Annotated in this window: 11 protein-coding genes; 4 read left to right on the top strand and 7 right to left on the bottom strand. The window is 69.5% G+C overall.

The window, feature by feature from the left end:
- Nucleotides 1-215: 215 nt before the first annotated feature.
- The 4 genes from PSQ21_RS36145 to PSQ21_RS36130 all read left to right on the top strand — a co-directional run bounded on the left by PSQ21_RS36145 (nt 216) and on the right by PSQ21_RS36130 (nt 2,232).
- Nucleotides 216-1,070, top strand: a complete 855-nt coding sequence (locus PSQ21_RS36145; protein WP_337961710.1) for a helix-turn-helix domain-containing protein — start codon at nt 216-218, stop codon at nt 1,068-1,070.
- Entirely contained in the window at nt 1,067-1,303 is a 237-nt protein-coding gene (locus tag PSQ21_RS36140) for a DUF397 domain-containing protein (RefSeq protein WP_274036455.1), read from the top strand. The genes PSQ21_RS36145 and PSQ21_RS36140 overlap by 4 nt, the downstream gene beginning before the upstream one ends.
- Nucleotides 1,304-1,644: 341 nt before the next feature.
- Nucleotides 1,645-1,767, top strand: a complete 123-nt coding sequence (locus tag PSQ21_RS36135) for an SDR family oxidoreductase (protein WP_274036453.1) — start codon at nt 1,645-1,647, stop codon at nt 1,765-1,767.
- Nucleotides 1,768-1,800: 33 nt separating this feature from the next.
- Entirely contained in the window at nt 1,801-2,232 is a 432-nt protein-coding gene (locus tag PSQ21_RS36130; protein ID WP_274036451.1) for an NUDIX domain-containing protein, read from the top strand.
- A 158-nt stretch (nt 2,233-2,390) separates the two neighbouring features.
- On the opposite strand, the gene PSQ21_RS36125 is transcribed toward PSQ21_RS36130, so the two are convergent.
- From PSQ21_RS36125 to PSQ21_RS36095, 7 genes are all read right to left on the bottom strand, one after another.
- Nucleotides 2,391-3,056 carry a 3'-5' exonuclease gene (locus tag PSQ21_RS36125; RefSeq protein ID WP_274036449.1) on the bottom strand — a complete coding sequence of 222 codons (666 nt, stop codon included), beginning with the start codon at nt 3,054-3,056 and terminating at the stop codon, nt 2,391-2,393.
- Between the two features lie 320 nt (nt 3,057-3,376).
- A complete protein-coding gene (locus tag PSQ21_RS36120) occupies nt 3,377-3,919 on the bottom strand; it encodes a hypothetical protein (protein WP_274036447.1) in 543 nt (180 codons plus the stop codon).
- Nucleotides 3,920-4,383: 464 nt separating this feature from the next.
- Nucleotides 4,384-6,357: a hypothetical protein gene (locus tag PSQ21_RS36115; protein ID WP_274036446.1), complete on the bottom strand. Its 1,974-nt coding sequence runs from the start codon at nt 6,355-6,357 to the stop codon at nt 4,384-4,386.
- A gap of 114 nt (nt 6,358-6,471) precedes the next feature.
- Nucleotides 6,472-8,718, bottom strand: a complete 2,247-nt coding sequence (locus tag PSQ21_RS36110) for a hypothetical protein (protein ID WP_274036445.1) — start codon at nt 8,716-8,718, stop codon at nt 6,472-6,474.
- A complete protein-coding gene (locus PSQ21_RS36105) occupies nt 8,715-10,895 on the bottom strand; it encodes a hypothetical protein (protein ID WP_274036443.1) in 2,181 nt (726 codons plus the stop codon). The genes PSQ21_RS36110 and PSQ21_RS36105 overlap by 4 nt, the downstream gene beginning before the upstream one ends.
- Entirely contained in the window at nt 10,892-13,291 is a 2,400-nt protein-coding gene (locus PSQ21_RS36100) for a DEAD/DEAH box helicase (protein ID WP_274036441.1), read from the bottom strand. The genes PSQ21_RS36105 and PSQ21_RS36100 overlap by 4 nt, the downstream gene beginning before the upstream one ends.
- Nucleotides 13,292-13,401: 110 nt before the next feature.
- On the bottom strand, nt 13,402-14,058 hold the full coding sequence (locus PSQ21_RS36095) for a helix-turn-helix transcriptional regulator (protein WP_274036440.1): 657 nt from the start codon (nt 14,056-14,058) through the stop codon (nt 13,402-13,404).
- Between the last annotated feature and the right edge of the window lie 6 nt (nt 14,059-14,064).

Genomic DNA, 14,064 nt, shown 5'->3' with positions numbered 1-14,064 from the left:
GGAGGGCGGGACTCCGCTGGGCCGGCGACGCGGCCCGGATCACGACGGAGGCGACTGTGCGTCACGAATGATCATGACTTGATGGACAGTCAGCGTCCGCCACACCGCTAGCTTGCTCCTTTTGGCGGTCTGGGCGCAAGTGTGTGAGGTGATTTGCCAAAAACCGGGACTGCTGGGCGTGGTCCCGTGCGTCATCGCCGTGTCAAACTGCGTCCATGACGCAGAAACGTGCGACACCGACGCTTAAACGGCGCAGAGTTGGCGGTCAGCTGCGTCGGTGGATCGGAACAGCCAAGGCCGGTGACATCGCCAAGCAGATGCAGTGGGACGGAACCCGCTTGAGCCGCATCTTGACCGGCACGTACAGGATCTCGGCCGCCGACATCCGCAAGCTCGCCGACATCGTCGGCGTCGACGACCCCGAGGCGGTCGAAGAAGTAGCCCGGGCAGCAGAGGAGCCGCTGAGCTCTGCCTGGTGGAAGCCGTATGCGGGGAGCATCGGCCAGAACTACCTGGACTTCATCGAGCTGGAATCCGACGCCCGCGAACTGCAGATCCACCACCCGGCGATCCTGCCAGGCCTGCTGCAGTCGCCCGGCTACGTCCGGGAGATGATCACCCGCGCGCCCACCGCTGTATCGGCCGAGCACGCGGAGATGCTTGTCGCGATCCGCCAGGCCCGGCAGATCGTCCTCAACAAGGTGGACCGACTCCACGCCCTCGTGCCGGAATCGGCCCTCCACGCCACCTTCGAGTCCGGTCCCGCCCTCATGCGCGACCAGATCCTCAGGCTGCTCGACCTCTCGGCGATGCCGAACATCGAACTCCAGCTCATCCCCCTCACCGCGCACCCCACCTACGGGTCCAACGGCGCCATCACCATCATGTCCTTCAAGCACCCGTGGGCGAAGGTCGCCAGCACCGACAGCCCCATGGGCGGGAACCACACCGAAGACGCGCAGCAGGTGGGGTTCCTGGAGAAGGACTTCGCCGCCATCGCCGACATCTCTCGTCCCGTCGACAAATCGCGGGATGTTCTCCATCAGTACCTGGAAGGACTGCAACAGTGACCACCAACAACCTGACACCCCCGGAACTCCGAGGCGCCGTATGGAGGAAGTCCTCATACAGCGGGGGCAACGAAGGCCAGTGCGTAGAGGTCGCTGATCTCACCACCGCCCCGTCGGCCGGCCAGCGAGGCGTCAGGGACTCCAAGAACCCCGGGGGCCCGGCGCTGCTCGTTCCCGAAGCGGCGTTCACGGCCTTCACGACCGGTCTCAAGGCGGGTGCGTTCGGCATCTGACAGACCGGCCGCCCGGGTGAAGCCCGTCTCCCCCATTCCACCTGGGGGAGACGCGCTTCACCGTATCCGTATCCCCGGGGAGCGACCGCACAGAAACGCCTGCCTCCTGGCAGGCGGACGAACGGGAACAGGGAGATGCCCAGCTGGAGCTGTGGTCGAGCAGCCCCGGTCCGGCGGACCGCGAGGACACCACCGGCCGCGACGGTGATGGCGCAGTCGCTGCTCGTACGCCTGGACGGCATCTGCGTGAACACTGTCGTCCCCAGAGCCATCCAGGCCGACGCCGAAGACACCCTCCCCGCCCACCAGTGGGTACCGCCCGAGCAGCAGATCGCCCGCGAGTGCGTCCCCGCCGGGGCCAGCCCGACGACGTCGCCGCCGCCATCGTCTTCCTGGCGGGACCATCCGCCTCGTTCACCATCGGCCAGTCCCTGCACATCGACGGCGGTTGGCTCCTGCACTGACCGACCCCACTCGCACCACCGAAAGGCCCAGCCGTGAAACAGCGCGTACGCGCCATCCTCATCACCTCCGCCGGCGCGACGCTGTTCATGAAGCGCGTCAGGCCCGGTGCCGCCCCCTACTGGGTCGTCGTCGGCGGCGGGGTCGAGGACAGGGACGCCAGCCCCGAGGACGCCCTCCTGCGCGAGATCCGGGAAGAGATCGCAGGCGACGCCGACCTTGTACGGCCTTTCCACGAACTGCAGAACCCGGCGGGGGAGAAGGAGGTCTTCTACCTGGCGCGGATCGAGAGGTGGAACTTCGCCGACCGCACCGGTCCCGAGTTCCAAAGGGACGACCGCGGCGAATACTTCCTCGAAGAAGTGCCCCTGACCACGGAAGCCATCGCGAAGCTCAACCTCATGCCCCCCGAGATCTCCTCCGTACTGCGGGACGCCATCACGCGCGGTGAGCTGGCCGAGCTGTAACCGGAACCATCCAGCAGCCGAACAGCCAATTTGTGCACCAAGCCCTGACACCTGGGCATCGCCCCGCGACGCCGGTATGCCACCGGTCCGGTGCGCAGGGCTCCGGGAACTGGTTCCTTAGACGCTGGTGTCGGCTGCGCGGACGTTGTGGCCGACGGTCAGAACAAGGCATCCTGTTCGGCTCCGGGTGCCGTGGGCGGCCGTACGGGCTGCAGGCCGCCGGCGATATCGAGTTCGAGGAGAGTGCTCCATCGTGCCGCGGCGACACCGTCGGCCAGCAGTCGGCTCAGCACCTCGGAGGTCACCTCTACATCCGGCATTGCCCGATGCCGGCCGGCAGGCGTAGGAATGCCGAAGTAGCGCAGCAGACTGTCCAGCCCGTAGGAGCGGAGTCCGGGCAGGACAACCCTAGCCAGACGCAAGGTGTCCAGGAGCGGAGTCGAAGCGAGTACGGGACAGTGGGCGGCCTGGCGGGCGATGATTCCGGCTTCTGTAGAGGCGTGGTGGGCGACTAGGCGGTACGGCGGAGCCGTCAGCCGCGCGTCGAGCCGCGCCATCACCTCGGCAGCGGAAGCCGCCGAGTCGAGCATCCGCTGGGTAATGCCCTTGAGCTGCACGTCCCGCGCGGTCACGGGCACGTCGGCAGGTGGCCGCATCAACGCCTCGTACCGGCCGACTTCCACCAATCGGCCCTCCCGTGTGCGCAGCGCGAGGGCTGCGACCTCGATCGGCTCGGCGGGACGCCCGGCGGGGGTGAGGCCCTCGAAGTCGATCACCACGAATGTCATCGCGACGAAGGGAGCATCGCTCGTTAGCGCGGCCACGATGTCACCTCCCCTGGGGCAGGGTGAACGCCCGCCCACTGAGGCCCGCCGCGGGCGCCCCCTCCCGGTAGCCGATACCCCAGAACATCGATGGTGGTGACCGCCTTCGGCTTGCGGCCATGCTCAACCAACAAGTCCTCCCGGAGAGCTCTGAGGCCAGGATCCCCATCATCTGCTACCTCCACCACGTCCCCGTGCTGCGCCACAGGTCAGCCGACGCCGAGGCCGGCGCCTGGAATGCACCAGTACCTGCGGGCCTGGCCCTGTGGCCAGGCCCGTTCTGGCGAGCTGGTCGGGGTCGGTGTCCCAGGTCTCCGCCACTACTGCTTGAGGGTGCTGGCGTAGGCGTAGGGGCCGGTGACTCCGGCGCTGTGGTGGTCGGCTGCGGCGAGGGCGGCGGTGAGGCGTGCTCGCGGGGCCATACCAAGGTGGGCGGTGGCGTGGAGGGCGCCGAGGGCGAGTTCGTCTCCGCAGCCGACTGCGGCGTAGCCGTCGGCGTGCTCAGCGACCTGGTAATCGTCCCAGACGCTGAACAGCTTTCCCTGTACGCCCACAAGGAACGTTCCGGCCTGTTCCTGCTCGCTGTCACGGCGGGCCCAGCCGCCGTCCTTGAGGCAGGTCCGAAGGGCGTCGGTCCAGGTGGTGACCATGAAGCCGTGGAGATCGCCGGTGGGGGGCGGGGGCTGGAAGGCGTAGCGGAGCAACTGGCCCATTCGGAAGCTGCTGGTGAAGCCCATGACGTACGGGCCGTTCCGGAATGCCTTGCGGTCGGCGCGGACCGTGAGTTGAAGGCCGGAGACGCCGGCGGAGTCGGCTCCGAGGTGGACGCGGTTCTTGTGGACGAGTCCGACGATGACGGTCATCCGGCCTCCAAGCAGGAGAAGGTGGGGGCAGAGAGCACGGTGGCGTCTGGCCGATCGGCCAGACGGATGTCCGATTCCCATTTGGTGCGGTCGGGGCGGCGCGGTGGACTGCGCTTGGCGGGGAAATGGTCTGCAGAAGCTCTGTAAGGGGCAGGAACAGGTTGTGGCGCGGGGGGACGATCAGCCGATCGAGGCGGACCATCCCCGGCGGGAGAGCTTCGTGACTCCCTCGGGGGTGATGGTCCGCGCCTTGGCTGCTCCTGCCAACTGCCTTTTACGTAGCCCCTTGTTCGCACACTCCGGGCAACGTTAGGGGTCTGCAAATGGGCTCGTCAATCGAATCGGCGGAACTGTGTCAATTGCCCTTCTCGGTGTCGAGTTTCCATATTCAGGAATAGCGAATTGCGCCGCCAGGGTTGGCTCTCCGGCGGCGCTGTTTATTCCCGGGTGCGAGTTTCTGCGGACTAGGAGGGGGCCGCGCGCCGCGCGGGCTGTTGTTCTAGGAGTGTGGGCTCATAGGACTCGGCTGCCTGGAGGTATGCGGCGTCGATCTGCTCGTGGCGAGCGACAGGTCCGGAGACCAGGAGGACGTGGAGTTTGCCGCCGAGGACATTGACCCGGTTGCGTAGGTAGGTCGGCGGACCGACGTCGGGAGAGAACCGGTAGGTGCCTTCGGCGATGGTGCCGCCTTGGCCGATCGTGGTGAGGCGCAGTCCGGAGGCTGTGCTTTCGGGGTCGGCTCGGACGGCGGCGAGTTCCGGCTGCCGTCTCTGGTAGTCGAGCGGCGATTCGCTGGGGTGCAAGGTGTCGTGCCCCGGCACGACAGTGATGGTGATCCCGTTGTGCCGGTACTCGACTGTGCGTGGTGTGGCGTGCCGGTGGGCGCCGGGGGCGGTGGCGATGCTGAAGCCGGCCGGGTCACGGACGACCGGCTGGGTATCAGGCGACGGTCCGGGGGCCGAGGGTTGCGGCGGGAGATGCCGGTCGTCGGCGGGTGCGTGGTTGGGGCCAGGGGCCCGGGTGCTGGTGTAGACGCTGAAGGTGAGGGCCGTGGCCGCGGTGAGCGTGATGAGGCAGACGGTTCGTGGCGGGATCCGTAGACGTGAGTCGGGCCGTCGATGACGGGCCCGGCGGCGAACAGGCCGTGACGGGGGCATGGCTTTTCTGCTCCGTCGTACGAGGTGCCCGCGGAAGCGCAGAACCAGGCTGGTCCCAGGGGGCGGAGCGGGTTCCCGGGCGGGGGCGACCGTGGTGGGCTCTGGGGCGTCACGCGCTATGGAGGCGATCCAGCGCAGCAGCTCCTCGGTACTCGGGCGCTTGAGGGGGTCGGAGCAGAGGAGCTGTTCGATCAGTGGCCGCAGGGCACCGGTGTCCTCCGCGTAGGCGGGCGGCTCGGAGCGGACCATGTCCAGCAGCTCGGCTGTGTCATGGAGTTCAGGGTATGGCGGGCCTCCCGTCACGGCCCTGAACAGCAGGGCGCCCAGTGCCCAGAGGTCGGTTGACGGGCCGACCGGCGGTATGACGGGCGTTGCGTCGCTGAGGAGGAGCGCCTGCTCGGGCGCCCACCGCTCCACCACGTATCCCACCGTGATCATGCGGAGCTGCTGCGCGCGGCCGGCCTCCAGCGGGGTGAGCGGCGGGCGAGCCGCGGGCGTGGCCGGTTCGGGGGGTGCGGCTTCGGTGTGCGGCCGGGGCCGGGCAACGGCCGCCCGTGGTCCGGCGCCGGTGCCGCGGAAGGCGTCGGCGCGTACGCCGCCCGCGATCCCGCCGATTGCTCCCGGCCGTACGGCGACCGGGGGTGCGGTGGCGGCGGGCTGCGGTGGCGTGCGGAAGCCGGGTCCGGTGACTGCGGGTGGCGGGGCGGGCGGTTGAGGCATGCTGCGGGGAATCCCGCAGACCAGGTCGTCGAGAACGGCCTGATCCAGGCCGGTGAGAATGGCGTTGCCGTAGTCGTCGAGCCAGACGGTCTGCGGCGTGATGTTGCCGTGGTGCCAGCCGCGCCGGTGCAGGTGCCGTAGGCCCCGCAGAAGGTCGTGCGCGATCTCCGCAGCGCGATGCGGGTCGGCCGGACCGCGGGTCAGTGTTCGGGATAGCGGTTCGCCCGGGGCGATGCGCTCCTGGACGAGCCACACGAGGTCGCCGTCGGCGGCGGCATCGCGAAGTACGCCGACGTGCTTGTGCTCGGGCAGTTGGGTGACCACCCGCACGATGTCGGTGATCTTCGCCGCTTCCCACGGTGCCCGATCGGTGCGGGGCCCGTACCGGTGGGAGTCGTCGGGTATGAGTACCTCGGGCAGGGCGTAGGGGCGGACGAGCACGGTGACTTCGGTGGCCTGCCGCTCGTCGGTGGCGAGGAAACCGGCTGCATCGTCGCCCGGTGAGGCCGGTTCGGTGATCCGGTAGCGGTTGGCGATCAGGCGGCCAACATGGTGGTGCATCGCAGCTCCTCTCGGAGATCAGGACAGGGGCGGACGCTGGTCCGCGCGGGCGGGACATCGAAGGTGTCGGCCTGATGCGGGAGCGGGGTTCGGTTGCGTGACGACACGGGGCAGTCACGACTCGTGCTTCTCGCGGAGGGGGCAGCGCTCGGGGGGCCGGGTGGAGTCAAGGTGGTGGAGGAGAACGTCGACGCGTTCGGTATCCGCCGGGCTGATGGGCGCGAAGAGGCCGCGGGCCTGCTGGAGCAGGATGCGGGCCTCTGCGTGGCGGCCCGCTTCCAGGACGGTGCGGCCGAGCATCTCGGTGCTCCGCGCAGTCCAGCGGTACGTCCCCAGGCCTGTGCACTCGTGCACAGCTCGGCGGCCCTGGTCCTGTGCGGCGTCGTAGTCCCGGGTGAGGGCGTGAGCCCGGCCGAGATACGCGCAAGCGCGGGCCGCGTCCAGGGGATCGGGGATGTCGAGGAGCGAGTCGCGAGCGCCGGTGAGTCGGGCAACTGCCACTTCGCCTTGCCCCAGAGCGATGGCGAGCTCGCCGAGGCAGATGTCGGTCAGTGCCACCGACCGCCGGTGAGCCCGCTGCTCAGCGGGGTCTTCGGCGGCGTTCAGGAGGCCCTCGCGCAGCTGCCGTGCCTCGGACAGGAACCGGCCAGCGAGGTCACGGCGGCCGACGGCCAGGTGCGTGGCGCCGATCTCGTGCAAGGCCTGCGCCGCGCCACGCTGGTCCCCGCCGTCACGGGCGAGATCCAAGACGGCGGTGAACTTCTCGATCGCCGTGTCGTAGCGGTGCTCGTTGCGTAGGCCGATGCCCCAGGTGCCGAGGATCTCGCACTGGGCCAGGGCGTTTCCGTCCGCGCGGGCGGCGTCGGCGGCCAGGGCGTGGGACTCGGACCATGCTGCGTAGTCGTGGGACAGGCGCAGCCAGCACCACAGGGCGTGGGTGAGCTGCCAGGTTGTGGCGTGCAGTCCGGCGGCGGCCGCAGCCCGTACGGCGGGCAGGAAGTGTTCGGCGTACGCGTGGAGCCAGGCTGTTGCCCCGGCGGCGTCGGTGAACGGGGCGGGCCCGGGCGGGGGGTAGAGGTAGGTGCGCGCGAGGCGACGGTGCTCGGGGGTGAGTTCACGCTCCGCCGCGGTGAGGTTGTGTAGCAGATAGTCGAGGACCCGTCGGGCCCGCTCCTCGCGCTCGCCGTCGGTGGCCACGTCCTCGGTGCGGCCGCGGGCGTGGGCGCGGGCCTCGTCGTGGAGTGTGTAGACGGTGCCGCGTACCGGGTCGGACTCGGACCTCACCGTCAGCAGCCCGGATTCGTGGAGGGTCTGGAGCTGGTGCGCGGCGGTCTGAGGCGTCAGGTCGGCGAGTGCGGCGGTGAGTGCCGTGTCGATGTCGGGGGTGAAGTTCAGCGGGCCCAGGTTCCGGTAGAGACGGGCGGACGCGGGCGGCAAGCTGGCGTAGGCGAGGTGGAGCGAAGAGGTCACGGCGATTCCTGTCGTGGACGGCGGGTGTGAAGTGGTGCGTGTTCGGTGGTGGGCGTGTTCCAGGACGTTGGCCATGGCTCCAAGGTCCCGGTTCGGGTGGGCGGCGAGCTCGCCGCCCACGAGCCCGAGCGCGAGCGGCAGCCCGGCGGACAGCTCGGTGATCCGGCGGGCTGCCGCCGGGTTCACGTCGATACGCTCCTGGCCGGCCAGACGTGCCAGGTACTGCAGCGCGGCCGGCGGCGCGAGGGGGGCGAGCTGGTGCAGCAGCACCCCGTCGCGCACCAGATCACTCAGCGGCTCGCGGCTCGTGACGACGACGAGGTGGCCCCGGCCCCCCGGCATCAGGGCCCGGACCTGCTCGGCGAGCACGACGTTGTCGAGGAGGACGGCGAGCGGCTGCGTGCACCCGGCCGTCACCGACCGCCACAGCGCCCCCCGTTCATCCAGGCCGGACGGCAGCCTGCCCGTGTACAGCGAGCGCAGCAGGTATCCGAGCACATCGGTCAGTGAGGAGGCGTGCCCCGGCCTGCGCGCGCCTCGGAGGTCGGCGTAGAGCTGGCCGGCAGGGAACTGGTCGCGCAGGCCGTCCAGGAGCCGTGCGGCCAGGGTGGTCTTCCCGATCCCCGCGGTGCCGTGCACGGCGATGGCCCGTACGTAGGCGGAGTGCTCCCGGATCCAGTCGCCCAGGGCGTCCACGGATTCCTGCCGGTCGGTGAACGTGGCCGGCACGGGCGGGAGCTGCCGAGGAATGGGCAGGGCGGGAGAGCCGGGGTGGATATGCATGCCCCCGGTGATGCTCCCGGCCTGGATGACCGCCCCGTATACGGTCGCATCGCCGGTGACCGTGTTCCGGGTCTCCGTGTGGCTGCCGGAACCGGCGGCCGGGGTCACCGGCCGGTCGCCTTCGCCCACAGACGCACGGCGTCGTCCCGGCGGATCGTGGCGAACGCATCAGCGGCCGAGCGCCAACAGGTGCGGGCGGTGGCCTCGTCACCCCGGTGCTGGTGTGCGTCACCCAGCCACTCCAGCGTCCGCGCCCGCCAGAGGGCACTCATGGCGACCAGGTCCAGGGCCCGCTCCAGGTCGCTGATGCCCTCGGCACTGTTTCCGCCGGTGCTCCGGGCGTGGCCGAGCAGGGCCAGCGCCCGCCCTGCCTCGAAGTGCTCCTGGATCTCGGTCAGCCGCCCGTACGCGGACAGCAGATGCACCGTGGCGGCAGCCGGGTTCTCGTCCGCGAGGCAGACCTGCCCCAGGGTGATCTCCGCCAGACCGATCCCACGGGTGTACCCGCAGGACTCCCACCGGACGATCGCCTCCCGCAGGTGCAGTCGGGCCGGCGCGGGGTGGCCGGCGTCGAGGTGGCACCCGCCGAGACCGAGCAGTGCCTGTCCCTCGTCCCGCACGTCGCCCGCCCCCCGCGCCGCGTGCAGCAGTTCCTCGTGGAGGGGGATGGCGTCGGCGGGGTGGCCGGAGGCGCTGATCCCGATGGCCCAGGAGGCGAGCAGCTGCCGCAGGACCGGCGCGTTGCCCGCTCGCCGGGCTGCGGCCACCCCGAGCTCGTGTGCGGGCAGCCACAGGTCGAAGGGGTGGCGGAGCAGGAAGTAGGGCCACCACGCGTCGACCAGCTGGTAGGTGAGCTCGTCCCACCGCTCCGCAGCGGCGGCCGCGACAACCGGCAGGAGGTTCTCCTCCTGATCGTCCAGCCAGGCCAAGGCCATATCCCCGTCCGTGAAGGGACTGTCCGGCAGCTGCCGGGGGGTGAGCAGGGTCGCCTGGGCAGGGGTGAGCAGCTTCTGCGCGTGCCGCAGGAGATCCAGCGTCCACATGCACAGCCGCCGAAGGGCCGCCTCGCGCTGTTCGGCCGCATCGGGCTCGGCCTTCGCTTTCGACCAGGCGTGGTCCCGTAACGCTGCGTTCATCCGATAGCGAGCCGCAGAGCCATCCCCGGGACCGGGGTCCAGAAGACGTTCCTCGGCCAGGATCTCCAGGAGCCATCCGGCGGTGGCCACGGGCAGTTCGCAGACGGCGGCGGCCAGGTCCGCGTCCACCGTGGGGGCGGGCAGGGCACCCAGCGTCCGGTACAGGCGCTGGGCCTCGGCCTCCAGCTCGGCGTAACTGGCGTCCAGCGCCGTGGTGATGGCCACGAGGGCATGCTCCTGAGGTTGAGGTGAGGCCACGCCGGCTCGGGGCGGGGCGAAGGGGCGAGCAGGGCGGGAGCGCAACCGGGCCCCGGTGAGGACCAACGGCAGTGGCAGGTGAGCGCAGGACGCTGCCCAGGCTGCGGCCGCCGCCGCGCGCTCCTCGGCGACGGCCGCCTCGGGGACGCCGGCGGCCGCGCAGAGCAGGGTGACGGCGTCCCGCGGGGCGAGCGGGCCCAGCGGCAGCAGCAGGGCGCCGTCGGCAGACAGCTCCCACAGCAGCCGCCGGCTGGTGACCAAGGCGAAAGAGCGGGTGCCTGAGGGGAGGAGCGGGCGGACCTGCTCGGCGTCGCGGGCACCGTCGATGAGGACGTGTACCTCCCGCTGCGCCGTCAGCGAGCGCCACAGCCCGACTAGCTCCGCTCCCCGGCCCGAGGCACGCTCTACCCCGAGCGCGCGGAGCCATGGGGCCAGCACCGCCTCGGGAAGGGAGCCGGCCGCGAGCGGAGGAGTGAGGTCGGCGTGCAACTGGGCATCGGCGGTGTCCTGCTGGGTGTGCAGCCACTGGGCGGCCAAGGCGCTTTTACCGACTCCGGCGATCCCACTGAGCACGACCATCTGAGTGCCGGTGGCCCGGGCTGCTTCCAGCGCAGCGAGCTCGGTGCACCGGTTGGTGAAGTACGGTGCGAGCCGTGGGAGTTGACACGCGGCCACTTTCAGTGGCGGCGCAGCATGGTGGTGGATTCCTCCGGTGACGGTCCCGGCCAGTACGACGGGCCCCTGGAACACCCCATCGTTGATCGTGTTCGCGGCCGTCGCGCCCGGGCCTGTGACGGCGGACAGCGCGCCGCTCCGCCCGGTGGTCGTGGCGGAGTACGGCCCGGGCAGCCCCACCCCCCGGTTCGCTGGAATTCTGCCGTTCGGGTTCACGCCATGCCTCCTTTGTGCCACTCGCAGCCCAGGTCGACGAGATCGCGTATGCGCTCCGGTGGAAGTTTGCCCTTCGTGTAATCGCTCTTTCTGTTCTGCAACCATTCATAGAGGGCTAGATCGCCCGGCGGGGGTGTACGGTATCCGGGGGGAAGCCTTACGTGCCCGTTCTCCTCCTTGAATAGGATTAAGGCGTCAAGATACCTCTGGTATCGGAATTCGTAGACGTTCTCGATGAATCCGATTTCTTTCAATGCGGTCATCATTTCCGGAGGCAGCTCACCGCGCACGAACTGCGATCGCAGGATTGATACCTGCTGGCCGAGCTTGCGTGGCGGGGCACCGGGGAGAACGCACTTCACCGGGATGTCGAGATGGCCGTGCTGGTCCTTGTACTGGCGCAGGTCCTCGAGAAACTGCGCTCGATCGGCCTCGGTGACCCGCCAGATCATTCCAAGAGATTCATAGAAATCGATCTCTTCGGTGGAGAGTTTCCCGGCTGCATACCGGGCTCGGACGGTCCCCACGGCGCTCCCGAGATTCATGGGATTATCACCGCCGGTGCGGAAACCCTTCGGGATGCGCAGGTGCCCGTGTTCCCGGCGGAATCTGATGAGCTCGTCACGGAAGCGCTGGCGCTTACTGTCGAGGACCTCCCAAACTATTCCGAATTTTTCCAGTTCCTCTTTGCGTCGCGGGTCGAGAACTCCTCTGCGGTATCTCTGACGCTGGTGATGAAGCTTCTCGTGCAAAGGGAGACCGCCGGGAGTTGTGTACTGAGGGGGAACGTCCAGATGGTTGTGCTCCGCGTAGAAGGCTGAGCAAGCGCCGAGAAACTCCTCCCAGGGAGTTGTACTGGAACGGACCAAGTGCACGGTGATGGCTTCGGCGAACCCTGCGGGCACGGGCACGCCGGTAACGTCGAGCCACTCCGGCAATTCGGAGCGCCGGGCAGGGTCGCGCAGGTTGCCGTAGATGCCGATGCGGCGGCGCAGGTCCTTGAGATTGCCGGCGAGCACTTCGTCGTGCGAGGCGAGAGCGCGCACGACTTCCCAGACCGGTCCGAACTGCGAGGACTCCAGAGCGGTTTCGGGATCCTGTCCCTCCCGCAGGTGAACCGGGATAAGGATGGTGGCGGTTTTCGCCGCTCCCCGGCGTCCGAGCCGCAGCGCACGCCCGACGGCCTGAGCTGTGTCGATCACCGACTTCCGGGGATCGATGAATGCGATGCCGTCCACCTCCAGGTCGATGCCCTCGCCCAGGACGCGGGCGTTGCACACGACGCAGAACTCGTCTCCATCCGAGCGCAGGCCCTTCAGGACGGCCCGGCGCTCGGCCAGCGTCTGTCCGCCGTGGACGTGTCCGGCCTTCACATGCTCGGGCCTCTCACCGGGAGGCAGCAGATCTGCCGTCAGAGGCAGGGTGGTGGCGAACCAGCGTGCGTGGGTCACTCGGTTGTGGAAGGTGATCATGCGCTGGACGCCGTAGGTGCGGGCGGCCCGCAGGACCGCGATCTGCGTGGCCAGGGCGTCGGGGGACATGGCGGTCTTGCCGATGCGGAAGAAGTCGCTGCGTCCTCGCAGGACACGGGCCGCCTCGCGCAGCTGATCCGTGGCGATGACGGGCACCACGACCCGGTAGTTGGCGAGCAGCCCGAGCTCGATGGCCCTCCCGAAAGGCAGTGTGTGGCAGGTCCGGCCGTAGACCCGCTCGTCGGACATGCTGATCACCTGGTCACCGCCGGCCACGATGCGGGGGGTCGCGGTGAGGTTGAGACGCCGGGCTGCGCGGATGCGGGTGTCGTCGTGGAAGGCCGTCCAGGGCTTGTGCACCGCGCCCGCCGTACGGTGGGCTTCGTCGGCGATTGCCAGCAGGTCGATCATGGGCATCTCGTGGTGACGCTGCGCAGCACCGACGACGCCGAGGCTGTGGTAGGTGCTGAGGATGGTGAAGCGCCCGGTCTTCGGTGCCAGGGCGGCGAGCTCGGCGGGCTGGGTGGTAACCGCCGCTCGCCCGGCGTGAAGTTCAGCAGCCTGCTTCCCGTCGAGGTCCTTGTCCGAGCAGACGGCGATGATCCGGCCCCACGGCTCGTGGCCGAAGGTGGTGCGCCACTCGGCCAGCGTCTGCGAGAGCAGCTCGAGGTTCGGGGCTGTGTAGAGGAAGCCACCACTACGCGCACCCGCCAGGCGCAGGGCAGTCTCAGCAGCAACACGGGTCTTGCCCGTGCCGCAGGCCATCACCACGGTCGCCCGGTCGGCGACCTTCAGTTCGCCGACGGCGTCGTTGACGGCGTCGCGCTGGTGGGGCCACAGCGGCCGCGATGCGGACGGGGCAGGGGGCCCGGCGTGAGCCGCCATTTGGCTGCTCACGACGTTGGCGGACGGACGCTCCGTCACAGGGCGGATCCTTCCTGGGAGGCGCCATCGGCCAGACGCTCAACGATCAGATGCAGGGCGGTGGGGGGCGGTGAGTCGCCGGTCATCGGGTGTGGTCCTTTCGCTTCCGGTTAGATGAGGTCGTTGCGCAGCGCGTACGCCACCGCCTGCGTGCGATTGCGCAGGTTGAGCCGATGCATGAGATCGGTGAGGATCTTCTTGACCGTGCGCTGGGAGCAGCCCAGGCTCTCCGCGACGTCACTGGTGTCGTGTCCGTCGGCCAGCAGGCGAAGCACGTTCCGCTCGCGGTCGTTGAGGCCTGCGAAGTACAGCCCGCGAGGGCCCAGCAGGGTCTTCTGTACGGTGCCGACGGTTGTGAGGAGCTGTCCGAGCAGGTCGCCGGGCAGATGACCGTCTCGTCGGGCGACGGAGCGGATGGCCTGGATGAGGTGCTCGGGGGAGGCGTCGGCTCGGCGGACAATTCCGGTGACTCCGCTTTCAACTGCGCTGACCAGGTGTTGTTCGTCGATCGAGGTGACGACGAGCAGCGTGCGCATCGTGGTGGTCCGGCTCGTGCGGAGTACCAGGACGCGTACGTTCTCGTCGACGGTGTCCGCGACGAGGACCAGCACCGCGGCTTCGGTGCTGTCTCCCTCGTCCAGGACGCATACCTCGGGGTGCGGGCGCAGCTGCGCGACGAGTCCTGCCCGGGAGAGCGCGTCGGCTGCCGCGACGTTGACGAGGATGGGTTCGCCGACCGGTGCGGCCGAGCGGCCGGGGCCCTTCATCGCTGA

It is taken from the genome of Streptomyces sp. MMBL 11-1 (genome assembly GCF_028622875.1).
GTDB lineage: Bacteria > Actinomycetota > Actinomycetes > Streptomycetales > Streptomycetaceae > Streptomyces.
The sequence above is the reverse complement of the archived record's forward strand: the minus strand, read 5'-3'. Positions and strand labels throughout refer to the sequence as shown.